Raw genomic sequence first — 25363 nt, 5'->3', positions numbered from 1 at the left:
ATGATCGACAGAATCATTCAACTTTCGCTGCACCTGCGCGGTGTGGCGGTGCTGCTGATGCTGGCCGTGATCGGTTACGGCGTCTGGTCCTACATCGAAACGCCCCGCGATGCGTTCCCGGATATTTCGCCGGTGATGGTGCCGGTTTTCGCCGAAGCCCCCGGCCTCGCCGCCGAGGAGGTGGAGCTGACCGTCTGCCAGCCGATCGAAAGCGCGATGAACGGATTGCCCGATGTGACGCTGGTCAAATCCACCTCCGGCTTCGGCATGGGGGTGATCTATGTGTACTTCAAGGATTCGGTGGACATCTACTTCGCGCGCCAGCTGGTCGCGGAGCGGCTCCGCTCCGCCGAAGCCGCGCTGCCGCCGAACCTGCCCAAGCCGGAGCTCGGACCGATTTCAAGCGGCCTCGGCCAGATTTTCATCTACTATCTGCAGGCCGACCGCAAGGTGGCGGACACCGAGGGCAAGGAGCTGAACTCCTACTTGCGCGAACTCAACGATTTCGTGGTCAAACGCCAGCTCCAGACAGTGCCGGGCGTGACCGCGATCCTGTCGATGGGCGGCCATGTGCTGCAGTACCAGGTGCAGCTGAATCCGGAGCTGATGCGCAAATACGACGTCTCCTACGACGATGTGGTCGAGGCGATCGACGCGAACAACCGCAACGTCGGCGGCCAGTACATCGAAATCGGCGCCGAGGAGTATCTGGTGCGCGGCATCGGCATGCTCAAGTCGCTCGACGACATCCGCAACCTGACCGTCCGCGAAATCGACGGCGTGCCGCTGAAGCTCGGGGAAATCGCGAACGTGGAGTACGGCCCGGATGTGCGGCGCGGCGTGGTGACCCGCAACGGCGAGGAGGAGGTCGTCGCCGGAATCGTGCTCAAGCTCCACGGCGAAAACACCTCCCGCGTGATTCACGCGCTGCACGAAAAGCTTGCCGAAATCGGCCGGGGGCTGCCGAAGGGGATTACGATCGTCCCCTATTACGACCAGGCCGATCTGGTGGACAACGCGAGCCGGACCGTTGAGAACGCGCTGTTTCAGGGGATATTGCTGGTGCTGGCGGTGCTGGCGGTTGCACTGTGGAACTTCCGCGCGTCGCTGATCGTCGCATTGTCGATGCCGTTCTGCGCATCGCTGGCGATCATCGGGCTGAACCGGGCGGGGCTTTCCGCGAACCTGATGTCGCTGGGCGGCATCGCGATCGCGCTCGGAATGCTGGTGGACGGCTCCATCGTGGTCACGGAGAACATTCTGCGCCATCTGAACCGGCCGGAAAACGCCGGGCGCGACAGGCTGGCCGTGATCGCCGAAGCCTCGAAAGAGGTCGGGCGGCCGATCGCGTTCGCGCTGCTGATCATCATCGCCGTCTTCATCCCGATCTTTCTTTTTGAAGGGGTGGAGGGTAAGATGTTCAAGCCGCTGGCCTTTTCGATCGTGGTCGCGCTGGCCGGTTCGATCGTCGCGGCGGTGGTGAATGCGCCGGTGCTGGCGAGCATCCTGTTCCGAAGCGGAAAACCGGCGGCGGCGAAGCGCCGGAACTGCACCGAATGTTTCGTGGAACGCTGCTACGTGCCGCTGCTGGACAAGGCGGTCCGGTTCCGGTATGTGCTGTTCGTGCTGGTGCCGGCGCTGCTGGCGGGCAGCGTCTGGATGCTGCGTTCGGTAGGGCGGGAGTTCATGCCGACACTGGAGGAGGGCAGCATCATGGTCACGGTCGGCATGGCTCCGTCCATCGGCCTGACGCAGGCGGAGCGGGTGGTGAAGAACATCGAAACCATGATCCTGAAGCATCCCGAGGTCGAAGGAACCGTGTCGCGCATCGGCCGCCCCGAGGCGGGCAGTCATCCGCATCCGGTGAACTTCGCCGAAATTCAGGTGTCGCTGAAGCACCCGGAAGGCCGGATCGCCGGAGCCGCGGAGCGCGCCCGGATCGTTACGGAGCTGCGCCGCGAACTGCAGGATTATCCCGGCGTGACGCTGAACTTCTCGCAGCCGATCCAGAACTCCTTCGACGAACTGCTCTCCGGCACCCGCGCCTACTTCGCGCTGAAGCTTTACGGCGAAAATCTGGACGTGCTGCGCGAAAAGGCCGAAGAGATCCGCAAGGCGATCGCCGCCGTTCCGGGCGTGGTGGACCTCTCCGTCGAGCAGAACTACGGCCAGCCCCAGTTGCAGATCGAACTCCGGCACGACGCGATGGCCCGCCTGGGGGTGACCGGCCGCGAAGTGATGCAGTTGATTGAAAGCGCCGTCGGCGGCGAAAACGTCGCCGGCATCTACCGCAACACCCGGCGTTACGATATCAACGTACGCCTCGGCGAGGAGTTCCGCTCCACTCCCGAAGCGCTGGGCAAGCTGAAAATCCGCACCGCCTCAGGCCGTTACGTCGACCTTGATCAGGTCGCGTCCCTGAAAATCACCGAGGGGCCGGTGCAGATCAACCGCGAAAAAATCCAGCGGCGCTGGACGATTCAGGGCAATATCGCCGGACGCGCTCCGAGTGAAATTGTCCGCGATATGCGCCGGGTGATTGCCGAACAGGTGAAGCTGCCGCCCGGCTATCTGGTCGAATTCGGCGGCCAATTCGAGAATCAGGAGCGGGCGATGCAGAAGCTGATGGTGGTCGTGCCGATCGTGATCGCGCTGATCTTCATCCTGCTCTGGATGTCCTTCTCGTCACTGCGCAGCAGCCTGATCGTGATGATCAACGTACCGCTGGCCCTGATCGGCGGAGTACTCGGACTGGCGGTGACGAACCAGTTCCTGTCGGTTCCGGCGGCAGTCGGCTTTATTGCGCTGCTCGGTATTGCCATGCAGGACGCGGTGGTGATGGTCACCGACTTCCGCGATCTGCGCAAAGAGGGAATGCCGCTCGCGGAAGCGATCCGGCGAGGCAGCGCGGTGCGGTTCCGGGCGGTGATCCTGACCACGCTGACCACGCTGCTCGGGCTGCTGCCGCTGCTGCTTTCCACCGGAATCGGCGCGGAAGTGCAACGCCCGCTCGCGGCGATCGTGGTCTTCGGCCTGAGCTCGTCAACACTGCTGACGCTCTTTTTCCTGCCGGCGCTCTACTACGAAATCGAACGCCGCTTTTCGCGGTAATCGGTGCCTCCGGCGGCCGGGGGCGCTTCGCCCCCCGGTCCCCCCGACCGGCAAGGTGCCGGCGCCGGGTACGGTTTCGAGATTTTTGCTGCGCAAAAATCTCAAAACCGGGGGTATTATCTATCAGTTTATTGGCTCTATCGGCGGTACTCGCCGCCGGGTGCTACCCGGTCGGGTTGCAAGGGCGAAGCGCCTTGCCCACCGGAGGTAATTTGTGCGCTACTGCGCCCAGCTACCGGAGCCTGATTGCAAATCAGGCCGCGTAGCGCACAAGGTCTGCCGCACGACAGGGCGGGCAGACCCGCCTGCCTTCAAAACGGCAGGCTTCCCCATCGCAACTCGCCTCCGGCAGTAAGAAATCTATCTTGTTTTTTGATGATAAATAGTTTTTCCGCGAAAAACAATTTGACTTTTCCATTAAAGAGGTGTAATTTTGAGCAGTTGATTGAAAATTGAAGCGGACTGCTAGTAAACTACCACTTTCTTTGTCACGTACCGCAGTATTTTTGTCGCTTTTTGCGGCATCTATTACTGTGTATTCGTGACGGGCTGTGGTAGGCCTACTAGCTGTACCTTTGATAGGTGCCGCTTTTTTCACGGGTTGGCGACTTGAAGTCGGGCAAACCATGTGCATTCTCTTCTCCTCCCGGGCTGCGCCCGGTTTCAATGTGCATGGACTCCTCACCGGCTTCAAGCCGCCTCTTTTCCCCACTTTTGGCGGCTTGAAGCCGGAAAGTCATAGATATTCTGTCCCCCCTTTCGCAACGATAAAGTGCGATCGAGCAATAGATATGTTCCCCCTTTCCGCTCCAGGCCGCTTTTTTTACGGTTTCGCAATCTGTGTTGACCGGTATTGAAATTCACGGTTCCACCCGGTATATTATCCATTCGCATTCATAACGGAAAAAGAAATTCTGCAACATGGCAATCGCAAAAGTCATCATCGATGTTTCGCTGGATAAGGAGTTCGACTACCTGATCCCGGAAACGTTGCTGCCGCAGATCAAGGTCGGCGTGATGGTCCGCGTTCCCTTCGGCCACTCGACCCGCGAAGGCTATGTGCTCAGTCTGGCCGACAGCAGCGACTACACCGGCGGCAGGCTCAAGCCGATCACCGGACTTTGCGAAACCCGCGCCAATATTCCCGAACACCTCGTGACTCTCGGCCGGTGGATGGCGGATTACTACTGCTGCAGCCAGGAGCAGTCGATCCGGACTTTGCTGCCCGCCGCGGTGCGCAGCGGCAAAATCAAACCCAGAATCCGCCGCCTCTACCGGATCGCCGATGTCGCCGCCGCCGAAAGTTTCGTCGCGTGCAACGGCACAAAACCGTCGGCGGCGCTCCGGGTGGACTTGGTAAAGGCGCTGCTGGCGCATGGGGCGCAGCCGGCGGACAGTCTGAAATCACTGGTTCCGGCATTCAGTCAGTCCGGCCTGAATACCCTGATCCGCAATAAGATCGTCGAAACCGTCGAGGAGATCGTGCGGCGCGATGTGTTCGGGGACTCGCACGTGCTGCCGAGCAAGCCGCTGCCGCCGTCGGCGGACCAGAAAAAAGCGCTCGAACTGATCGGGAAAATGCTGCTCGGCGAGACTTCCAGCCACGTGCTGCTGCTGCATGGAGTCACGAATTCCGGCAAAACCGAGGTTTATCTGCAGGCAATTGCCAAGGCAAGGGAGATGGGGAAGTCGGCGATCGTGCTGGTGCCGGAGATTTCGCTGACACCGCAGACGGTGCGCCGCTTCCGCGCCCGCTTCGGGGATCAGCTGAGCGTGCTGCACAGCCGCCTTTCCGACGGAGAGCGGTTCGATGAATGGAACCGGATCAACAACGGCGAGGTGCAGATCGCGGTCGGGGCGCGCTCCGCGCTGTTCGCGCCGTTCCGCAACCTCGGGCTGATCATCGTGGACGAGGAGCACGAGTCCAGTTACAAACAGTCCGAAGCTCCCCGCTATTCCGCCCGCGACGTCGCGGTGATGCGCGGCAAGCTCGAGGGGGCGGTGGTGATCCTCGGCTCCGCAACTCCCTCCGCCGAAACCAGCTACAACGCCTCAACCGGCAAATTCCTGCTGGCGCGGATGGCGGCGCAGGTGGACAACAAACTCGCTCCGCGCGTGACCATCGTGGACCAGCGGCTGGCGGGGCCGCCGGAGCCGGGCAAGAGCAACTTTTTCTCCAAAGCGCTGATCACGGCGGTATTCGACCGGATGAGGCGCGGCGAGCAGAGCATCATCTTCCTGAACCGGCGGGGCTACGCGCGCGTGATGATCTGCGAGGAGTGCGGCTTCGAGGCGCGCTGCCCGGATTGTTCGGTTGCCTATACCTACTCCAGACAGCGCGAAACCCTGACCTGCCACCTGTGCGGCGGGGTGATTCCGGCTTACGAGCTTTGCCCGCAGTGCCTGTCCCCGAAGATCCGTTACGCCGGAGTCGGCACCGAGAAGATCGAAAGCCTCGCCGGAGCGGTGTTCAAACCCGCCCGGATCGCTCGGATGGATTCCGACACAATGCGCGGGGCGGACGACTATGAGGCGGTGTTGGAACGGTTCCGGCGCGGCGAACTGGACATTCTGATCGGCACGCAGATGATCGCAAAGGGACTGCATTTCCCGAACGTGACGCTGGTCGGCATCGTGAATGCGGACCTCGGCCTTTCCATGCCGGATTTCCGTGCGCCCGAACGCACCTTCCAGTTGATCACGCAGGTCGCCGGCCGCGCCGGTCGCGGCGACATCCGGGGCGAAGTGATCATCCAGACTCACAACCCGGAAAACGAAACCATCCAGTACGCCGCCCAACAGGACTTCGACGGCTTTTCCAAATTCGACCTCGAATTCCGCCAGTTGCTCGCATACCCGCCTTACACGCATCTGATCATCGTGCATTTCCGCGGCGAGGACGAAAGCATGGTCGTGGAGTTCGCCAACGGTTTCACCGCTGAACTGCAGCGTTACGGCCATGAAGGAATCCGCTTCGCCGGTCCCTCTCCGGCTCCGATTGAACGGATCAAGGGTAAATTCCGTTATATGCTGGTCATCCGCGGCAGCAGGCTCAAGTTGCTGCGGCAGGCGCTCCGGGTGCTCGCACTGCACCGCCAGCCCCCGAAAGGCGTCGAAGTCTATGTCGATGTCGACGCCCAATCACTGTTGTAAATCTCCTTGGAAAATCCCGGTCCAAGAAACTTATATACGGCGTTATTCTGCCGCATCCCTGATTCAATATGTTCTGCCGAACCATATCCGGTATGCGATCCATCCTGCCGTCCATGCGAGCGCGGCGACCAGCATCGCCAGAATCGTTGCGACTATCAGGGGACGGGGTTTTTCTTCCGGGAACTGTTTCCGCTGCCAGTTCCGGATGGAGCGGACAGCGGCTGCAATGGCAATCACACCGGCCGCCGGGCCGGTGAGCAGCATAATTCTGCCGGTCAGAACCATCGTACCGATCAAGCCGGCTCCCGCCAGCAGCAGCCACAGCGCACAGCCGGCGCTTGCTTTCCGGGCGACCGCCAGCTGCGGGTTCCGGGATTTACGGAGGGCGGGGAGCGCGTTCAGCAGCATCGCCGCCGCGAGCGGCCCCCAGCTCCAGAGCAGTTCAAACCAGGATAAAGAGTTGCGCAGCATACAAAGAAACCTCCGTACCCAATATGGCACGGAGGCTGCCTTTTTACAACTGCAAAAACGGCTTTTTCACCGGAATCAGAACGTGCAGAGCAGCGCGGCCCCCGGTTCCAGCTCCGGCGAACCGGTCAGCAGCTTCGCTCCGGCGGGCAGCGGCGGCGTCGAGGTTTCATCGCCGAAGTTCGCGATCAGCAAATAGGCCGCGTCGTCGCTTTCGTATTCCACCCGGCGCAGCGCCCCGGCGGTTTCGGCCCGGAACTTCGCCGGTTCCGCCAGTTTCGCCGCCGTCACCGCGAAGCCGTCGTCGAAAGCGACGGCGCCGGGCATCAGCCGCTGGTTTTCCGTACTGCAATGCCCGCAGATTTCATCGGCGTAGAGGCTGTGCAGCCACGGCCCGTGCGCCTTGCGGATGACGATCGGGGGAATTGCCGGACGGTAAACAGTCAATTTGTCCGTGCCGTACAATGCGGTGACCGCCAGCGCGTCGTCCACCAGCAGGTGGTTGGAGGGGACGGCGCGGCTGTCCTCTTTGCCCGGATTGCCCGGCAGCACTTCATCGAAACCGGCGGCGCGGTAGCGGCGGCGGCTGCCGTTGAAAAGGTCGTTCGGAATCTTCACGCCGATGCCGCGCACCGAATCGAGGGTGATCTCTTTTTGGATCACGGCCCGTTCCAGCACCAGCATCGTTTTCGCGTCCGGCAGTGCGGCGCAGACGATCCGGTGGCGGGCGTAGTCGTAGACCTGTTCGCCTTCGCCGAGCGGAGCGGTTTCGCGCCAGAAACATTCGCCGTAGTTCAGGAAGCCGCCGTCAAATTCGCAGTGGACGCTGTCGCCCTGCGTCGCTTCGGGCGTCTGGGTGGAGAGCAGCGAGCCGTGCAGGTTGCCCTGCCACTCCGCCATGTCGCTGCGGGAGGCCGGGACGCACAGTCCGGTCGGCCCCTGCGCGCCGTGCCACACCCACGAACGGATTGCACCCCGGGAACGGTTCAGCGTCGCGCCGTGGTATTCGTCCTGCCACGCGCACGGCGGATTCGCGGCGGGCTGTTCCGGGCACTGCGCCAGTTGGAACTTGCGCCGCCAGTAGGCGCCATAGGAGAGGCAGAGCGGCGCGTCGCTTTCCAGCCGCGCGTAGTAGTAATAGTTGATCCGGCGGATGTTGTCGAGCCGTTTCGTGTAGAAGCCGCCGTCGCCGGAATACTCCTGCTCGCACTTCATCTGCGCGAGGAAGCCGCGCTCGAACTGCGCCGCGTCGCGGTCGCCGAACAGGTCCGCCGCCATCAGCCACACCGGGATCGCGTAGTTCTGGCAGTAGGTGTAGCGGGCGCGGGTGTCGCCGCCGATGCGCAGCAGCCGCCCGTCCGGGAAGGTGAACCGCTTCGTGATCTGCCAGACCTCCTCCAGATGCCAGTAGAGTTCCGGCGGCGCTTCGTAGCCGCGCTCCTTGCAGTAGAAGTGGATCATCGCGAGGTTCGACAGGCTGACCACGATGTAGCCGACGTTCAAATAGGCGTGGTGGTCGAGCGACCAGTTCGGAGTGAAATTGAAGCCGGCGTGCCATTCGCGCACCGGTTTGTCGCGGAACTTCGTTTCGCAGGCGGCGTCCAGCGGGTGCGACAGGCCGTTCAGGAAAAAGGCGGTCGCCTTTTCGAGATAGCGGTCGCGGTTCGGCGCATCGGGGTAATCCAGCGCGGTGCGCAGCAGCATGCCGCCGTTCCAGATGTTCGATTCGGGCTTGTTTTTGCCGGAGCTGCCGATCAGACCGGCCTCGACCGGATAGAACTCCAGCAGCCAGTCGGATTCCGAAATCATCATCCGCTTCAGGTTGTCGCGGTCCTGCTCCGTGAGGAGGTCGCGGATCGCATTCACGCCGTGGGCCATGCGTTCCAGCCCCAGCACGCTGATCCAGTGGTGTCCCCACTGTCTGCCGTCGGAGGCGAGATCATGGCCGGTCAGGTGGGTCGCCATCGCGTAGCGCAGCAGTTCGATGGAGGTCGCCAGAATCTCGTCGCGCTTCATCGGCAGCGCGTCGTCGTCCAGGTCCGGCGCGGTACCGAGCACCGCCAGCGCCGCGAAGACGTTGCAGTTGCTCTGGGTCGGCCAGTGCGCGCTCTCCCCGGTCCCGTAACAGGTCAGCGCGGGGTTGAATGCCGATTTGCGCAGGAACGACGGCAGCTTGGCGAGCCACGGTTTCAGGAGTTCGAGATAGCTGGAAGCACTGATGTTGTCCATGATGTTGCCCTTTCTGAAGTGAACACCATATAACATACCCGCAAACCGGGATTTTGGAATGGAGAATCAGCGCATTATCATGAAGAATCGTCCTGTTTCAGGATTTTAATGGGATTTCGCTCCTCTCGGAGCGACCAAGGCGCTTCGCCCTTGGAACCCGACCGGCAAGGTGCCGGCGCCGAATACTTGAGATCCGGGAAAGGCGTGCCGCCTTTCCCTCCGGGTGGGGGAGCTCTGATAGAGACAGGCAAGGTTGTACAGGAGCGGCACACCGCTCCGGTCGGCGACCGCGTCGGCTTTTTTGCCGACGCCGAGCACTCCCTGCGCCTGCTGCCGCCGGAGGTCACGCGCGGAACCTCCAGATGCTGACCATCTGATGTGAAGTTACTCTGATGGAGGCTGAACTCTCCCCTGCCTTTTCATACAGGCAAGGTTTAATAAGGCTCGCATTCAAAGATATGCTTGCCTGTGATATGGCAATTGTATTGTTGCCTGACCTCGCTTTGCATATATCGGCAGATAAACTCTTATCAGCCTCCATCAGGGTATCTGTCTACTACCCGGTCAGCATCTGGAGGTTCCGCGCGTGACCTCCGGCGGCAGCAGGCGCAGGGAGTGCCTGAAGCCTGCAAAAAAGCAGGCTTTGCGCCGACCGGAGCGGTGTGCCGCTCCTGTACAACCATGCCTGTCTCTACCGGAGCCTCCCCCTCTTGGAGGGAAAGGCGTGCCGCCTTTCCCGGCTCTCAAGTATCCGGCGCCGGCACCTTGCCGGTCGGGTTCCAAGGGCGAAGCACCTTGGTCACTCCGAAAGGAGTGAAATCCCGGGGCCATGCTGTTTAATTATTTATGGCCAGATACTTCCAGAGTGCGGCGGCCATCAGCGCCTGCCGGACGCCGTCGCGCCGCAGCAGTTCTTTCACCTCGCCGGGAGTCAGCAGCTCGCAGGAGAGGTCCTCGGTGGCCTCGGGATTCGGCGCGGCGACCGGTTCCACGCCCTGCGCCAGAAAGGTGTAGGTCAGGTTGGTGTGGGTGGCCGGATTCGGGGAAAGCACCATGAACTGCCGCCACTTGCCGCCGCCGTAGCCGGTTTCTTCGAGCAGTTCGCGGCGGGCGGCGGCCTCCGGCGACGGGTCGGATTTCTCCCGCACTCCGGCGCAGAGTTCGACGCCGACTTCGCCCAATCCGTGCCGGTACTGGCGCACGAACAGGAGCTTGCCCGCTTTCGTGACCGCGATCACATTGACCCAGTCGGGATACTCCAGCACGTAATAATCAGGGATGCGGTTGCCGTTGGGTAGTTCCAGCGATTCGCGCCGCACCGTGAACCACGGCTTGCGGCTCAGATATTCACTGGAAAGCACCTGCCACTTCTGAGGTCTGTTTTCGGTCATGATGATTTTTCCTTGCTTCGGAACTCCGTCGGCGTCATTCCGGTATGCTGTTTGAACACCCGGCTCAGGTGAAATTCGTCGCTGAAGCCGCAGTAGGGGACGATCTCCTTCAAAGTCAGGTCGGTGCAGCCGATCAGCTGCCGGGCGCGCTCCACGCGTTCCTGCCGCAGCAGTTCGGTAAAACTCCGGCCGAACAACTCACGCACCACGAAGCTCGCGCGCGACCGCGACAGTCCGAGGCGGCGCGCCAGTTCGGGGAGGTTCGCGTTGCCGGCGGCGGTTTCGCGCAAATAGCTGCGGATCTTCGCGCTACGTTCGTCGGGAAGCTCCAGCACGTGCAGCTCCTGCAGCAACTGCATCACTCCGGCGGCGTACAGCTTCATCATCTCGCCGAGCCGGACGGCGGCTTCGGGATCGAATGCGGGGAGATTGCGCCTCGCCTCCAGAAATTCAGGCGGCAGCCCGGCGGGCGGTTCCGCGCTGCGCCACAAACCTGCGTAAAGCATCCCGTAGGGGACGCCGCAGAAGTGCAGCGGCACCACCAGCTGGGTCAGCCCCTTCCAGCAGCCGCAGCAGAACGGCTCCGTTTCGGTCAGTGCCCGCCGGTTCATCGCATAACGGCAATGGCGGATGCAACCGTCGCCGAAACCGGCTTCGCAGGCCGGATTCTTGCGGTGCGACCGCCGCTCCGCCGAAAACACCGCCGCGCCGCGCGGCGTCGCGAACACATGCGCGTTGTCGATCACCGTGATGCGAAGCCCGAGCAGCGTCTCCGCCGCCCGGAAGCTCCGTTCCAGCTGGTCGAACCGCGCCGTCATCGCGTTACGCCAGCACCAGCTCCGTGAGGCCGAGCTTCACGAAGCAGTACCCCGGATTGTAGGCGGGGGCGGGCCAGCCGACCGCATTCGCCTCGCGGTTGAAGCTCAGCGTGTGGACGCTGTAGCTTTCGCCTTCTTCGAGGTGGTGCGGACCGAGCAGGTTGCGCAGCGAAGTGGTCAGCTCGATTTCGAGCTTGTTGACTCCGGCGCGCAGGAACTCGTCCGCCCGCAGCGCATACGGCCCCCAGAAGCAGGTTCCGGCGTTTTCGCCGTTGATCTTCACGGCGAAAGAGTTCGCGCCGTGCGGCGCAAAGCGCAGGTAACGGATCGCCTCGGCTTCGTCGGCGGTCAGCTCGAACTCCTTGTACAAGGTGACCTTGCCGGCGAAGAACGGCATTCCGGCGCACACCAGATCGGAGGCGTCGACCCGGCTGCCCGCCAGCGGCGCGCCCAGCTCGAAGCCGCCGTGGAAGCGTTCCGCGTCGCGGATCAGCTCCTCCGTGCGCCCCGAATGGCGGACCGAGAAGTCGCCGTACAGATAGACGCTCTCGACTTCGGAGTCGAAGGTCAGCATATTGTACTCGGTCTCGAACTGTTTCGCCCGTTCCAACTTCGCATAGACCTCTTCGGGCTGGTGGTAGCGGGTTTTCATGGTCAGCACGTTGCGGCCGGGGCGCAGCGCGGCGGGCAGCGCGATCCTGCGGAACGCCCGGTCGAACAGCGGCCCGCCGTCCTCCGCGTCGAAGTCGTGGCCGTTGAAGTTGAAGCGGTACCGTTCCGGCGTCTCCGCCACCAGCGTCAGCGGCGCGTTGAAATCGAAATCCGGCGCCAGCTCGAAGCTGAATTCCAGTTCGAGGTCGCAGTCGTGCTTCAGGTTCAGCAACCGCCCGTGGATCACGCTGACGTCGTCGGCGATCCACTCGCCGCCGTCCACGCGGTAGCGGCAGCGGTCCAGCGTCAGCAGGTTGCCGGAATCCTCCCGGATGGTGAAGCCGTTGTCCAGCCGTTTCACCGGCGGCAGCGCGAACGCGTCTTCAACGTGCAGTTTCGGCGCGTGTTTCGCCGGGTGCCCGGCCACGAAGAACATCGCGGCGTCCCCCGCCGCAAAGGGATAGTCGAACACCAGATGGTTCCCGCTGCGCCGCACCCCCGACAGCAGCGAAAATTCGCCGGTCACGGGGTCGATCACCTCCACCTGCCGCCCGGTGCGCGGCAGCGCGATCGTGACGTTGCAGGGCTGGTTGTACTGCAGATTCGCGATGAAGTGGAACCGGCCGGAGCGTCCGTCCAGCTCCCGGAAGTCGCGATAAGTGCCGACCAGCCGCCGCGCCGGAACGCCGTGTTCGGTGATCATCACCCGGCCGGGCAGCTGTTCGGCGGCGATTTCGGCGGCGGCGGCTTCCGAATCGCAGGCCGGAAGCTGGGCGAACCAGTCGCGGAACTCCTGCGGAGCGGCTTCGCCGTCGATGGTCAGCGTGTCCGGTTCCAGCCGGTTGCGGACGGTCAGCACCGTGCCGCCCGCCGCCGCGAACTGCCGCAGCAGCTCCGCGGTTTTCTTTGAGAAATTGGTCAGCTGCGGCACGATCACCAGCTCATAGGCGACTTCGCCGATCCGGATTTCGCCGTTTTCGACACAGCCGTAATCCTCGGCCAGCTGCTCGTCCGCATAGTGGTGCGGAATCTGCAGCGCGTCGAGCGCACGGGTGGTGTTGAGCAAAGTCTGCGTGTAGAAGTCGAGCTTCGGCTCATGGTCGTCGCCGGTATAGTGCTTCCACGCCGATGACAGCGGATGGATCACCAGCACCGGAGTCGACGCTTCGCCCTCGGCCAGCAGCATGCCGGCCCGCCCGAAATAACCGTTCAGCTTCGCATAGTCGCCCCACCACGGCTGGTGCACGAAAAGCGACGCCGGATAGTCGCGCTTGCGCAGCCCGCGCAGCGAATACCCCTGCAGGTGCGGGCAGAGCAGGTTCACACCGTGCGCCAGCTGCTGCTGGTACATCCATTTCATCCCGGAGAAGTTGAAGTTCCAGCCCGACAGCGCGAAGCTCTCGGTCAGCACCTGTTTGCGCCCCGCCTGCATTGCCGCCGACATCAGCTGGGTCATCGCAACCGGAGAGGGTTCGGTGCGGCACAGGTGGTCCATGCCCGGAATATGGTAGTACTGGTACTGCGGCATGATCGCGCCGTTGCTCGAAAGCTGGCTCTGGCAGCTCTCCTCAAGCACATGGTGTCCGGTCAGCATCCAGCCGTGTTCTTCGCACCAGTCGTGGATCTGCTTCATGAAATTCACGCTGAACAGCCGCGCCGCCAGCTTCCAGAAGCGGATGCGCATCCCGTCGCTCCCCTCCATCCCGAGGAACAGCATCGGCAGCTCCGGCAGCAGTTCGCGGTGGTACGCCTGCCAGTACGCCTCCTCCAGCGTGAACGACCAGAGAAGTCCCTTGCGCGACAGCTGCGGCTCGTCGGAGAAAATGCCTTTCAGGTGCTTGAGCAGCTCCTCCGGGATCGTCCGGTAGTAGAATTCATGGGTGACCCGGATGAACTCCGCGACCACCTCCGCGTCGAGGTTGTCCACGTAGAACGGGTTGATTTCGTAGTAGCAGCGCAGCACCGGCCCCGTGCTGCCCTCCGGCAGCGTCCGCCCGATCAGCGCGCCGTCGGTGGTGTAAAAGGCGATGGTCGTATCGTCCTTGCACGCCTCCGCCGCGTCGATGATCTCATGCCGCAGGTATTTCTGCTGGTACTTCACGCCAAGCCCGTTGACCAGCCCGCCGCCGAAGCCGGAGGGCCAGCCGTTTTCGTCGTACAGCCACGCATCCATGCCGAGCTTGCCCGCCTCATCGAGGCAGGCGTTCACGCACTCCATCCACTCCTCCGAGAGGTAGGCGGTCTGCAATCCTCCGCGGGCATGCATGAAAAAGCCGCCCAGCCCGGCCTCGTGCATCTGCCGGACCTGCTCGCGCAGCACCTCCGGATCAAGTTTTTCATTCCAGCTCCAGAAAGGGACCGGGCGGTATTTCGCCGGCGGATTTGCAAGATTCAAAGTCTGTGCCATATTCGTTTTTCCTGTTTTATATCAATCAATATGTTAAATTTCATATCGTCTTCGCAGGCCGCAACACACTTTGGAGTGCACCTGTCCGGGCCGCTCCCGTCATGCTTCGGCATTGTCGCCGCCCCTCGCGGCGGCTGCGCGCTCTGAACCGTTCCTCAAAAAATTGCTTCGCGCTTTTTGAGGAACGCGCGCTCCGCCGTGAGGTACTGTTCCGGTTGCGGTCCGCATTCGCAGACCTTACATTTCGCTCCGCTCCGGCCCGCGCCTGCGCGGTCCTGCGCGAAGCGACCAGCGCAGTTCGCGCGCTGGACTGCGACCGGCAACGTGCCGGTGCGGGCCGGCGGCTTTGCCGCCTTTATCTTTATTGTTTTATTAAAGTTTAAAGATCGAGCCTATTTTGCGCCCCAGAATCGCTCCCGCCGCCGCCAGCGTCGCCGCCAGGAACAGCATCGCCCATACCCCGAACGCACACGCGATAAACGGCCCGGAACCCAGAATCTGCGACAGTTCGTAGATCGCCCGCGTGATCGGGTAGAATTCCGCCTTCTGCGCCAGAATCAGCGAATCCGAAACCTCCAGCATCGAGAAGCTGAAAGCAAACAGCCCTCCGACGATCACATTCGCCAGAATCAGGGGCAGCGTGATCTTCCGCAGCACCCGCCACGGCCCCGCCCCGTAGTTGCGCGCCGCGTTTTCCAGCTCCTCCGGCGTCTGTTCCAGCCCGGCGCTGACCGAACGCACCACATAGGGCAGCCGCCGCACCGCATAGGCCACCGCCAGCAGCCACAGCGGATTCTCCACCGGGTTGAACCACTCCGCCGCCCAGTCGTATTTCACCGACATCCCGAGGAAGCCGAACGCGACCACGATCCCCGGCACCGCCAGCGGCAGCATCGCGAGCAGGTCCGCGAAACTGCTCCCCCTGAGCTTCCAGCGCACCGCCGCCAGCGAAATCAGCACTCCCGCCGCCACCGCGACCAGCATCGCCAGCACCGAATAACGCAGGCTGTTCACGATGCTCGGAATCACAATCTTGTTGGAGAGCGCGTTTTCAAAGTTCAGCAGCGTGAAGTGTTCCGGCCACACCGTGCCGTACCAGCGCAGGCTGAAGGCGGTGAAGATCAGCGCGATATGCGGCAGCGCCGCCAGCAGCGTGACCAGCGCGAACACTCCCGTCGGCAGGAACCGGCGCCAGCCGGCCGGCGGCCGGGCGGCGCTTCCGGCATTTCCCTTGACCGTCGAATTGGCCGCGTTGCGCCCCAGCACGAATTTCCCGGCCAGATACATCACCGCCGCGAAAAACAGCATCACCACCACCAGCGCATACGGCACCGGGTTGGTTTCCAGCTCCATGATCCCGTTGAAAATCTGCACCGCCGTGACCCGGTTGAAGCCGAACATCAGCGGCGTGCCCAGTTCGGTGAAACTCCATACCAGCACGATGCTGCCGCCCGCGAAGATGCCCGGCTTCATCAGCGGCAGCGTGATCCGCCGGAAACGCGTCCACCACGACGCGCCGAGGTTGCGCGCCGCCTCATTGAGCTGCGGATCGAGGTTGCCGAGCGCCGTGACCAGATTCAAATACAGGATCGGGTACAGATGCAGCGCCTCGATGAAGCAGACCGACCAGAACCGCCCCCGCCCGCCGAGGAAATCCACCGGCTCGAAACCGCAGGAAGCCAGCAGCGTGTTGACCACCCCGTAGTGGCCGAGAATCTGCTGGAAGCCGAGCGCGCCGACGAAAGGCGGCAGGATCATCGGCAGCATCATCAGCAGGTTGCACCAGTTCTTGCCGGGAAATTCATAGCGGTCGTACAGCAGCGCCAGCGGCAGCGAAATCGCAAACACCATCAGCGTCGTGACCGCCGCGATGCAGAAGCTGTTCAGCAGTCCCTCGACGTAGATGTAGTTGCTGAACACCTCGCCGAGCAGCCGCCAGTCCAGCCCCACTTCGACCACCGTGTACACCGGGCCGATCAGGAACACCGCCAGGAACGCGATCACCAGAAAAAGCAGCATATAACGGTAAAACTGACGCATGTTCCTATCTCCCCTGTTTCGCGAGCCGTTCGGCTTCGAGGTAATTGGCCCGCGCCCCTTCGCTCCACGCGCGGCAGGTCGCCGCCACATCGACCGCGGTGCGGTCCTTGCCCTTGCGGATCAGCCGGTTGGCTTCGTCGATGTCGCGATAGGAGAACGGCAGGCGGTTGAACGCCGCCATCGCCTCCGGCACCTTTTCGGGGCCGCCCGCATCGAGGATCGCCCGCCACGCCCGCTGCAGCTCCGCCTGCGGCTCCAGCGCGATGCACTTGATCAGGATGCGCAGCAGACTGTAATAGGGACCGGTCCACTGCGCGCGGTATACGAAGTTCGCGCCGGACTCATACGGATTGTAGCCGGGATCGGTCCGGTGTTCGCGGTACTCCGCCCCGTAGAGGTCGCGGCGGATGGTCGGGCGGCGCAGCGCGTGCTTCAGGGGGCCGTCCGGCGCGCCCGGTTTCAGCGAGTGGAGCAGCTGCCCCTCCTTGCTCAATACGAAGTCGAGGAACGCCTCCGCCACTTTGCGGTTCGGCGCGCCGCGCAGCAGCTGGATCGGGTCCGCCGAAATCGCGGTGCCCCCCTCCGGAGGCACATAGAAGAAGTGCGGCTTGCCGTCGAACTGCAATTCATTCCACTCCTGCTCGGTGAAGCCGTAGGTGTCGATCGCGACTCCGGCGGCGGCGTTGCCGGTTGCGACGTCGTGCGGAATCTTTCCCGCTGCGTCGGTCAGGTTGCGGGCGTTCGCGAAGATACGCTTGGTCAGGTTGAGGCCGTTTTCCCAGCCTGCAACCGGATCGTTCGCATCGGCCATGCACTGTTGGATCAGGATTTCAAAGCACTTGTTCACCGAGCCGGATTTTGACGGGTCGGCCAGCGAAAGCGTGTTGTAGAAGCGCGGTTCGCCGAGATCCGTCCATCGCTTCGGCGGCGCGCCGTCCCCCAGCTCCCGAACCCGGTCGGAGTTGTAGCAGATGCCGAAAGTCGAAAGCACCACCCCGTAATACCGCCCCTGCTTGTCGTACAGCTCGTCGCCGCCGAAGCTCTGCGGGATCACCGCCGGGTCGAAGTACTCCGGGTGGCGCTGCCGGAGTCCGCCGTCCACCGCGAAGCCGCGCGCCGCGTTGCGCGCCATATCGAAGGTGCCGCCGCCCGCCATCAGGTCGATGCCGATGCCGGTATCCGACTTGAGGAAAAGCTTCCTCGCCCGTTTCGCGGCGGGCGAGGCGGCGGGATCGCGGTCCACCGCCGGGTTGGCGAATGCTTCGGCGGTTTCGGCGGTCCATTCGCCGTTGGCCGGGGTCGCTTCAAATTCGCGCCGGAACTCCGCTTCGAACCGGTCCGCGATATAGCGCACGATGTCGCTGGTGCCGCCCGGCGAACGGAAGTCGATCGTGACGTCCCGCCCGAACCGCTTGCGGTAGTATTTGCGGAACGCCTGTTCGTACTCGTAGCGGATCGATTCGTTGTGGGCGGTGATCATCACGAGCTTATCCGCCTCGCCGGAAGCGGGGTCCGCCTCCGTCCCCCGGGGACGCAGCAGGAAAGGGATCGCCAGCAGGATCAGGATCGGCAACGCCGCAATCAGCACTTTTCTGGTCATGGCCGGTTCACCCCTGCAATGCGATCAGGTGGCCGGGATCGAATTCGAGTTCGCAGACATCCCCGATCCGGCGCATCGGCGGGGCGCTCTCGGTCACCTCCAGCGCCAGTCCGTCCGCATCGAACTTCCATTCGCAGCATTCGCCGAGGAAGGTGCGGTCGGTCAGTTTCGCGGAAAAGGTATGCGCGCCTTTCTGGGCCGCGAACCGGATCCGCTCCGGCCGGATTGCGGCGGTGATCTTCCGCCCTGTTTCCGGCCTGAACGCGGTTGGGGCCAGTTGGAATTCGCCGAAGTGCGACCGGAAAAGGCCGTTCTCCGTCACGGTTCCGTCGATGAAGTTCGCATCGCCGAGGAAGCCCGCGACGAAGCGGTTCACCGGCAGATTGTAGACCTCCTCCGGCGCGCCGACCTGCTGCAGGATTCCCTGGTGCATCACCGCCAGCCGGTCGGCCATGCTCAACGCTTCCTGCCGGTCATGGGTAACGTATATCGCAGTTAATTCGCGCTCCTTGGCGATGCGGCGGATTTCGCGGCGCATGGTGTCGCGCAGCCGGGCGTCGAGGTTGGACAAGGGCTCGTCCAGCAGCAGCAGGTCGGGGCGCATCGCCAGCGCGCGCGCCAGCGCCACGCGCTGCTGCTGCCCGCCGGAGAGCGACGGAATTTTACGTTCCGCGCAATCGGCCAGCTGCACCAGTTCGAGGGCGTCGGCGACCTCCTTGCGGATTTTCGCATTGTCCGCCCCCTCGGCGCGCAGTCCGAAGGCGACGTTTTCAAATACGGTCAGGTGGGGCCACAGCGCATAGTTTTGGAACACCATCGCGGCGCGGCGCTTTTCCGCCGGAAGCCGGGTGATCTCACGCCCGTTGAACCGGATCGAACCGCCGTCCGGCTCCACCAGCCCGGCCAGAATGCGCAGCAGCGTCGATTTGCCGCAGCCGGAGGGGCCGAGCAGGAAAAAGAGTTCCCCGGCCTGAATGGTCAGGTCGATCGGTTTCAGCACCGGAACCCCGGCCTGGTAAGACTTCGAAATTCCTGTTATCGTGACACTGGTCATTTCTCATTTCCAATCTGTATGATTTTCTATCAATATAGCCAGTGAACGGTGGAATTTCCAGTAATTTCGTCAGGATTCCGGCGCTTTTGCCGCCGTTTCCCGGATCGGGAGCCCGACGAAGGGGAGGCGGTGCGGAATTTTCCCTTCGCGCGGTTCGCTGCTTGCAAAACCGTGGCACGACTGTATACTATAAGAATGGACGGGCGGCTTCCAATACGGCCGGATACCGGGAGAGGAGCGGCGGTAATCATGAAATCGGACGAAATACGGCGGACGCCGGAAATTTTTTATCCGAGGCGCCGCTATTTTACGGAGGGAGGGCCTTTTTCATCGGCCGGTGTTTCCACAATTCGGAGGCGGTCAGCGAATCGGTGTTCCACCGCCGCGATTTCGGGAAGATCACCTGCTATTTCTCCGGGAACGGCGAATATCTGCTCAACGACCGCCGTTATCCGATCCGGGACGGTTCGATGGTCGTGAGCCATCCCCGCTTCCGGACTACCTGCCGCACCCTTTCCGGGGAACTCGGGCTTTACAACATCCTCTTCCTGCCGGAGCTGATCGATGACGAACTGAAAAAAATGGAAAACAGCTTCGGCTTCTTCTCGATCTTTCACCCGGAGGAGCCGGCCTTCTCCGACCTCTATGTGACCGATACCGATCGCGGCCTCCGTGGAATCGTCTGCGCCCTTCGCCGGAAATTCCGCCGCCGGCTGCATGAAGCGTGCCGGCTGTTGGCCGCGGCTCCGGCGCTCCCCGTCGTCGAAGTCGCCCTGAAATCCGGTTTCAACGATCTCAGCCACTTTTGTTATCTTTTTCCCCGGGAGTTCGGCACGTTGCGCCGAGTCCGGTGATTCCGGTCGTCATTGATCCGCTTTCGTATTACCCGTTCCGCAGCGGCGACGCGGAGTGTGACACTCTGAACTACCGGTTCAGGGGAGGCTTGGAGCTTATTTAGGGATAAGCTCTTATTCTTCCGTGCCCTGTGCGCAGCCGTCGAGATATTTGAGCTTGGCCGGGGAGCGGAGGTTTTCAATGATCTTCGCCTCCAGCTGCCGGATGCGTTCGCGGGTCAGGTTGAACCGGCGGCTGATGTCCACCAGCGGCAGGCAGGGCTGTCCGAACAGGCCGAAGCGCAGAATGATGATCTGCTGATCGCGCTCCGGCAAGGTCCGCAGCATTTCGTAGAGCTTGTCGTACAGAATTTTGCGGGCGAAGTCGCGCACCGGATTGGCGGTGCTGTCGTCGGCGATCAGGTCTTCAAGCATCGCTCCGTCCTCGCTGCTCGATACCGGAGCCTGCAGCGAAATCGTCTGACAGGACATTTTGCGGATCGCGCTGATCCGGGCGACCGGCATTTCCAGCACGGCGGCCAATTCATCGATTTCCGGCTCGCGGCCGTGGGATTGGATGAAGCGCTGTTCCGCCCAGGTCATCGAATTGATCGCATGAACCATATGGGCCGGAATCCGGATCACGCGCGACTGTTCCGCGATGGAGCGTGAGATATTGTGCTTGATCCACCAGCTTGCGTAGGTGGAGAATTTGTTGCCGAGCCGGAAATCGAATTTCTCCAACGCGCGTAGCAGGCCGAGGTTTCCCTCCTGAATCAGGTCGTTGAAGGGCAGCCCGCGGTTGCGGTACTTCTGGGCGATGCTGATCACAAGCCGCAGGTTCGCTTCGATCATCTTCTGACGCAGGTTCTGCAGTTCCTCGTGGATTTCGAGCAGCTTCCGGATTTCACCGGTCAGCTCTTCATAGGTCATCAGGAAGCGGTCCTCAAGCAGCTTGCGCCGTTGCCGGTCGACCGGGCCGGGATCGAAGGTGAATTTCTGGGAATAGCCGATGCTGGGCTGGATCAGCCGGGCGTAATCGAGCACGATCTGGAAAAATTCGCCGAGCATATCGCCGGATATGTCGAATTTGGAAAGCGATTCGACCAGTTCGGCTCGCCGTTCGGCATACCCGTGACGGGCGCGGAATGCGGCGGCCAGGGCGGTATGCTTCGCATGCAGCTCCCCTTTCCATTCCATCAGGAGCTTCAGCAGTTCACCGGCGGAAATATCTTCTTTTTTCAGAGAAGAGGGCTGGAAATAATCGGCCGGGTCGGAATTGGTGCTGATACATTCATTCAACAGCCGGAGATGTTCCTGCGTCACAAAGCCGAATGCGTGGATCTGATGCCGCAGTTTGCGGGTGACGGCGTCGATATCATCGCCGAGCTGCTGTTGCTGTTCGGGAGGAAGCGGCGGCATTTTGCCGATCTGCTGGAGGTAGCTTGCCAGGGAATCGGCGAAATCGTTGCCTCCGACACTGTCAGCCGTAGCTCGCAGATTGATCTCGGGGTTTTCTGCATTCGATTGCGCTTCTGTAGAAGTATTGTTTCCCATAACCGTTTCATGCTTTTACCGCGGAACCGGTATTGTTCCGGCGGCCATCCAACCTAAATTTTCAGACCTCTACTATTATTATAATGGTGAATCGGAAAAAAGCAAAGTTTTCCCCCCTTCAAAGCCAAGAAAAATCGATACTTCCTGAAACAAGTTGTATTTTCTTTACTTTTTTTCGTCTTTGAGCTTGTATTTTTCAAAAGAATCGCTATTTTAAGAAACGTTGACCAAAGCAAAGCGAAGGTCGGCAATAAAAAATGGGGCTGTAGCTCAGTTGGCTAGAGCGATACGTTCGCATCGTATAGGTCATGGGTTCGACTCCCACCAGCTCCACCAGAACTTATTGATTGCCAAGGACTTACAAATAAAGTCCCTGGCAATTTTCTTTTTATACCCCTTACAGTTGCAGGCACTTGCGGCTTTTGCGGGGCAATCAAGAGACTGTCATTCTCAATGCTGAACCATACCAGCAATGGCATTTTGCACCACTTTTACGGCAAAAGTCTCTGAAACGCAAGGACGCAAGTCCTTGGAGCATTATTGTTTATTATCAACGATTTATAAAAAATGGCAATGCAAGGACTTGATGTAAGAAATAGACGGTGCAAAAGTTGGTTTTCTGCCACTTCTGCTCTGTCTTTCATTTTGCCAAAGGTAAGTCCTTGTTCTGGCATTTGGTAAAAAATCATCGTTCCCATTTGTAAATGCCTGCGAAAAATGGTATATTACCAAAATGATATTGCGTTGGAGACAAATATGAATCTTGAACTGAAAAAAATAAAGCTGCAGGAAATCGAATTTTTCCAGAACAACTATCTTGTGTGGAATAACCTTGTAAATTACGCCAAAGAAAGCGATATGGAGAAAAGGAACATCTTCTTAACTTTCGTTTTGGCAACATTGAAAACTGCTAAATGCAGAGATTTATCAAACAGACCAGCAGTTCCTCTGGTCGCCTAATTAAAATTTGTGGAGATGATAAGATGGTCAATATAACAGATGTAAAACAGATTCTTCAATTTGCAATAGATGCGGAGATTAAAGTCTTTCTTGATGGTGGCTGGGGTGTAGATGCTCTTCTTGGATATCAGTCAAGAGCCCATAATGATATTGACATTTTTGTAGAAAAGAACGATTATCAGAACTTTATAGAAATAATGAAAGCTAATGGCTTTTATGAGATTAAGATGGAATATACAACATTGAACCATACTGTATGGGAAGATTTGAAAAACAGAATTATTGATTTGCATTGTTTTGAATATACGGACGAAGGTGAAATTCTTTATGATGGGGATTGTTTTCCGGTAGAAACTTTTTCGGGTAAAGGAAGAATTGAGGAAATAGAGGTTTCCTGTATTGAACCATATAGTCAAGTAATGTTCCATCTGGGATACGAGTTTGATGAAAATGATGCACATGATGTGAAGTTATTGTGTGAGACATTTCATATCGAAATTCCAAATGAGTATAGATAACTGCAAATAACAGTTTGCAGGGGAGTTCTGATACTCCCCTATAAAAATGGCTATTTATCAACTGTTTGTTGTGACATAGCCTTATATTTAAAGAGTTCATCAATAAGCGGATCGGATTCAAAGCATGGCAGCTCATTGAGTCAACTTATCCGGATGCAAGGATTTGGGAAACTCATACTCCCTATTTTGAGCGGCGCAACATCCATTTTTATGTAAATAAATGTGGTTTCAAAATCGTGGAATTTTTCAACGAATCCCATCGGGAAGAACATGACCTGACGGAAGAATTCAAAGACATAAATACTTCCGGTTTCTTCCGCTTTGAAAAAGTGATGCAAAAAGGAATGTAAAAAGCGGCAGGATTGCTCTTGCCGCTCTCTGTTTTATCTGCCTTTTTGCTTATTTTGCAGATGCGTCATACCATATTTGAGTATCTGCGCTTTTGAGCCAAGAATTTCCCACATAATATGAAGCTCTTTGTATGCCGGATCTCCGTTCTCATCTTCTTCGCTGAATATTTTTGAAACCGTACCTTTGGAGATTCCGACACGCTCTCCCAACTGCTCAAAAGTCAGCCGTGGGTAAAGTTCCTGCGACCCGTTATCCCGGTAATTCTGATTGCAGTAATGGCTATATGCTCCGCTTATTTCTTTGATTATTTCCGCAAGCATCTTTTTTACATTATTGGCTCTGCTCCCGGTGGTATTCTTCGGCTTTTTCTTTTTCTCTACCGGCAGACCCAGCCGTGCGTTCATCGCATCAATATTCAGCTCCAGGCGGTCTCCGGCAAATGACAGGATGTCACTGATGCTGAATACATGGTCTGCTTTGAAATGATCTGAATACTGCATCTGTGAAGATCCGGAAATCAGTATCGCCTGCGTTCCATCTTTGGGTAAACGCTCATATATGTTAAAACTGTCTTTGCCGAGATTCAGAGCAAAGTAAACATCACGTGGAATACCGCCAATGCGGTGAGCAGTCATTCCCAGTGACCACAGGTTGCCGCCGATGATTTCTTCCGGAGTCCCTTTGCATTGGAACAGTTCACCAAGATGCCGGACAAATACAGAACTGTCAAAATGCCAGTCCCGCAACTCTGTTGTAGAAACTTCCCGGGTACATCCGGTGTAGGAACAGAGAATTACCGGTTTTCCTTGCGGATAAAAAACTTCTTCCTCATGATCCATATCACAATGACAGCGGGCGGTTGTCCGTTCCCTGCCTACCGGATATACCATCCTCTTTTGCTGCCAGTATGCCGAGAGTTTATCAATGGTCTGCCAGGGGATTTCCGGGCGATCATGATTCAGCCATTCAGACAGCAACTTTATTTCGCTCATCGGCAGCACCATTGATTACATCCATTACCGGAGACTGTATAACACCAAGCGTTTCAAAAGCATCAGCCAAAGTCTGCCGGACCGCTTCATTCTTGGAATAGAGATCGGTATGGTCTCCGGAAAAATAGATGACCATATCACGGTTGAATTTGAACCGGGGATTCAGCCTGACACGGAATTTAATTTTGCGAACTTCTGCCAGTCCCCTGACCAACGCCTGGTTACTGTAAAGCGTATCAAGCCGGTCATAGACATCGCCGTCTTTATGGTTATAGGTGAGCCGTTCCTTGCCACTGCCATCCAAATCGACATCAATAAATGATACTTCAAAAGTGGAAAAAATATTGACCAGCTCCAACGGCAAGTGCGATTTTTCCCTGTATATGAAATCATCTATATCGTAAAGCTTGCTCCGGAAACTGGACTGATCCAAAGATACGCCACGCATAATATCTGCCCAGGTCTGGCAAAGCAGAGTTCTTTTGGCTCGGTCAAACGCTTTTGCCCGGATACGCAGCTCATTACGGACATAGTCAAAAACAAAAACCATTTCTGAACTGGCATGATCGACATCCCAGGAAAAGCCGTTTTCATTCCATTGGGGTATGATACGATGGGGTTTGTCATAATACACAAAGAAACATTCTTCCCCCATATCGTCCCGCACGACATGGTCAATGATGCACTGTTTGCCATGTCCGGTATGCCGGAAAACAAATGCACTTATCGTTTCCCGCAATGCCGACATCTGCTCTCCGGTATAAGTAATTTTTCCGCTGCACTCCCCCTGCAATGACACCTTCAGCCAGAACCGTTCGGAAATAGAGTCTACTTCCGTATAGCGGAAAATACGCTTCTTCACTTCATCACTGCCATTGATCAGTATCCACATACTCTTGTTGGGCAAGGTCCAATCTTCAAAATCTGCCGGGGTCTGCAGCTCAAAGAGCTTTACAAGATTATGGATTACCGGACCGCTTGCCTTGTTTATGGAGATGTCAAAAACATCGTTCATCTCCTGGCTCACTTTTTCCCTCTGCTCCGTAGGCAGGTTTTTGAATGCTTCGAACAATGGGTTGATATTATTTTTGCCTACGGTTTTCCAATCGATCTTCATATCCGGAACGCGGGACTGAAAATACGCTTTCTTCAACTCATTGTCGACTTGCCTGAACACTTTCTGGATGTCAAATTCAGCCATTTCTTCTGTTCTCCTGTATTGATATTGAT

The 25363-nt window shown here is 59.1% G+C and carries 16 protein-coding genes, 1 tRNA gene and 1 pseudogene; 6 read left to right on the top strand and 12 right to left on the bottom strand.

Features of this window, described 5'->3' with window-relative positions; translation table 11 throughout:
* Positions 1-3111 carry an efflux RND transporter permease subunit gene (locus tag C8D82_RS14545; RefSeq protein WP_116885010.1) on the top strand — a complete coding sequence of 1037 codons (3111 nt, stop codon included), beginning with the start codon at positions 1-3 and terminating at the stop codon, positions 3109-3111.
* Positions 3112-3364: 253 nt separating this feature from the next.
* On the opposite strand, the gene C8D82_RS20795 is transcribed toward C8D82_RS14545, so the two are convergent.
* Positions 3365-3745, bottom strand: a complete 381-nt coding sequence (locus tag C8D82_RS20795; protein WP_133245226.1) for a hypothetical protein — start codon at positions 3743-3745, stop codon at positions 3365-3367.
* A 287-nt stretch (positions 3746-4032) separates the two neighbouring features.
* Between C8D82_RS20795 and priA the strand changes: the two genes are divergently transcribed.
* Positions 4033-6264, top strand: coding sequence for a replication restart helicase PriA (gene priA / locus C8D82_RS14540; protein ID WP_116885009.1), 2232 nt, complete (start codon positions 4033-4035; stop codon positions 6262-6264).
* 63 nt (positions 6265-6327) lie between these two features.
* Here the strand turns inward: priA and C8D82_RS14535 are convergent, their stop codons facing one another.
* From C8D82_RS14535 to C8D82_RS14500, 8 genes are all read right to left on the bottom strand, one after another.
* A complete protein-coding gene (locus C8D82_RS14535; protein WP_116885008.1) occupies positions 6328-6735 on the bottom strand; it encodes a hypothetical protein in 408 nt (135 codons plus the stop codon).
* A 75-nt stretch (positions 6736-6810) separates the two neighbouring features.
* Positions 6811-8961: a hypothetical protein gene (locus C8D82_RS14530; RefSeq protein ID WP_116885007.1), complete on the bottom strand. Its 2151-nt coding sequence runs from the start codon at positions 8959-8961 to the stop codon at positions 6811-6813.
* Positions 8962-9797: 836 nt separating this feature from the next.
* On the bottom strand, positions 9798-10352 hold the full coding sequence (locus C8D82_RS14525; RefSeq protein ID WP_116885006.1) for an NUDIX hydrolase: 555 nt from the start codon (positions 10350-10352) through the stop codon (positions 9798-9800).
* On the bottom strand, positions 10349-11170 hold the full coding sequence (locus tag C8D82_RS14520) for a helix-turn-helix domain-containing protein (RefSeq protein WP_116885005.1): 822 nt from the start codon (positions 11168-11170) through the stop codon (positions 10349-10351). Before C8D82_RS14520 ends, C8D82_RS14525 begins: the two co-directional genes overlap by 4 nt.
* A gap of 4 nt (positions 11171-11174) precedes the next feature.
* Entirely contained in the window at positions 11175-14228 is a 3054-nt protein-coding gene (locus tag C8D82_RS14515; RefSeq protein ID WP_116885004.1) for a hypothetical protein, read from the bottom strand.
* A gap of 372 nt (positions 14229-14600) precedes the next feature.
* Positions 14601-16268, bottom strand: coding sequence for an ABC transporter permease (locus C8D82_RS14510; protein WP_206212610.1), 1668 nt, complete (start codon positions 16266-16268; stop codon positions 14601-14603).
* A gap of 4 nt (positions 16269-16272) precedes the next feature.
* Positions 16273-17868 (bottom strand): extracellular solute-binding protein, encoded by a 1596-nt coding sequence (locus tag C8D82_RS14505; RefSeq protein WP_116885003.1) that lies wholly within the window; start codon positions 17866-17868, stop codon positions 16273-16275.
* Positions 17869-17875: 7 nt separating this feature from the next.
* Positions 17876-18922, bottom strand: coding sequence for an ABC transporter ATP-binding protein (locus C8D82_RS14500; protein ID WP_116885002.1), 1047 nt, complete (start codon positions 18920-18922; stop codon positions 17876-17878).
* A 371-nt stretch (positions 18923-19293) separates the two neighbouring features.
* On the opposite strand from C8D82_RS14500, the gene C8D82_RS14495 reads away from it, so the two are divergent.
* The gene (locus tag C8D82_RS14495) at positions 19294-19776 is read left to right on the top strand and encodes an AraC family transcriptional regulator (protein WP_133245225.1); all 483 of its coding nucleotides are present in this window, start codon (positions 19294-19296) and stop codon (positions 19774-19776) included.
* Positions 19777-19890: 114 nt separating this feature from the next.
* Here the strand turns inward: C8D82_RS14495 and C8D82_RS14490 are convergent, their stop codons facing one another.
* Positions 19891-21312 carry a sigma-70 family RNA polymerase sigma factor gene (locus tag C8D82_RS14490; protein ID WP_116885000.1) on the bottom strand — a complete coding sequence of 474 codons (1422 nt, stop codon included), beginning with the start codon at positions 21310-21312 and terminating at the stop codon, positions 19891-19893.
* 259 nt (positions 21313-21571) lie between these two features.
* Here C8D82_RS14490 and C8D82_RS14485 point away from each other — a divergent pair.
* The 3 genes and pseudogenes from C8D82_RS14485 to lnu(C) all read left to right on the top strand — a co-directional run bounded on the left by C8D82_RS14485 (position 21572) and on the right by lnu(C) (position 22790).
* A tRNA-Ala gene (locus C8D82_RS14485) sits at positions 21572-21648 on the top strand.
* 465 nt (positions 21649-22113) lie between these two features.
* A pseudogene (locus C8D82_RS14480) lies at positions 22114-22272 on the top strand (IS1595 family transposase); the annotation flags it as partial.
* A 23-nt stretch (positions 22273-22295) separates the two neighbouring features.
* A complete protein-coding gene (gene lnu(C) / locus C8D82_RS14475; protein WP_002837187.1) occupies positions 22296-22790 on the top strand; it encodes a lincosamide nucleotidyltransferase Lnu(C) in 495 nt (164 codons plus the stop codon).
* A 383-nt stretch (positions 22791-23173) separates the two neighbouring features.
* Here lnu(C) and C8D82_RS20790 read toward each other — a convergent pair whose 3' ends face one another.
* Positions 23174-24145 (bottom strand): helix-turn-helix domain-containing protein, encoded by a 972-nt coding sequence (locus C8D82_RS20790; RefSeq protein WP_133245224.1) that lies wholly within the window; start codon positions 24143-24145, stop codon positions 23174-23176.
* On the bottom strand, positions 24108-25334 hold the full coding sequence (locus C8D82_RS14460) for a hypothetical protein (protein WP_116884998.1): 1227 nt from the start codon (positions 25332-25334) through the stop codon (positions 24108-24110). Before C8D82_RS14460 ends, C8D82_RS20790 begins: the two co-directional genes overlap by 38 nt.
* Between the last annotated feature and the right edge of the window lie 29 nt (positions 25335-25363).

Origin of the sequence: Victivallis vadensis (assembly GCF_003096415.1) — a bacterium.
Classification (GTDB): Bacteria; Verrucomicrobiota; Lentisphaeria; order Victivallales; family Victivallaceae; genus Victivallis; species Victivallis vadensis.
The sequence above is the reverse complement of the archived record's forward strand: the minus strand, read 5'-3'. Positions and strand labels throughout refer to the sequence as shown.

Coding starts and splice junctions, on each gene's coding strand:
- C8D82_RS20790 (WP_133245224.1), bottom strand. CDS start 24,145: ATGGTGCTGCCGATGAGCGAAATAAAGTTGCTGTCTGAATGGCTGAAT.
- C8D82_RS14460 (WP_116884998.1), bottom strand. CDS start 25,334: ATGGCTGAATTTGACATCCAGAAAGTGTTCAGGCAAGTCGACAATGAG.
- C8D82_RS14530 (WP_116885007.1), bottom strand. CDS start 8,961: ATGGACAACATCAGTGCTTCCAGCTATCTCGAACTCCTGAAACCGTGG.
- C8D82_RS14535 (WP_116885008.1), bottom strand. CDS start 6,735: ATGCTGCGCAACTCTTTATCCTGGTTTGAACTGCTCTGGAGCTGGGGG.
- C8D82_RS20795 (WP_133245226.1), bottom strand. CDS start 3,745: ATGCACATGGTTTGCCCGACTTCAAGTCGCCAACCCGTGAAAAAAGCG.
- C8D82_RS14490 (WP_116885000.1), bottom strand. CDS start 21,312: ATGGGAAACAATACTTCTACAGAAGCGCAATCGAATGCAGAAAACCCC.
- C8D82_RS14510 (WP_206212610.1), bottom strand. CDS start 16,268: ATGCGTCAGTTTTACCGTTATATGCTGCTTTTTCTGGTGATCGCGTTC.
- C8D82_RS14520 (WP_116885005.1), bottom strand. CDS start 11,170: ATGACGGCGCGGTTCGACCAGCTGGAACGGAGCTTCCGGGCGGCGGAG.
- C8D82_RS14525 (WP_116885006.1), bottom strand. CDS start 10,352: ATGACCGAAAACAGACCTCAGAAGTGGCAGGTGCTTTCCAGTGAATAT.
- C8D82_RS14545 (WP_116885010.1), top strand. CDS start 1: ATGATCGACAGAATCATTCAACTTTCGCTGCACCTGCGCGGTGTGGCG.
- C8D82_RS14515 (WP_116885004.1), bottom strand. CDS start 14,228: ATGGCACAGACTTTGAATCTTGCAAATCCGCCGGCGAAATACCGCCCG.
- priA (WP_116885009.1), top strand. CDS start 4,033: ATGGCAATCGCAAAAGTCATCATCGATGTTTCGCTGGATAAGGAGTTC.
- C8D82_RS14500 (WP_116885002.1), bottom strand. CDS start 18,922: ATGACCAGTGTCACGATAACAGGAATTTCGAAGTCTTACCAGGCCGGG.
- C8D82_RS14505 (WP_116885003.1), bottom strand. CDS start 17,868: ATGACCAGAAAAGTGCTGATTGCGGCGTTGCCGATCCTGATCCTGCTG.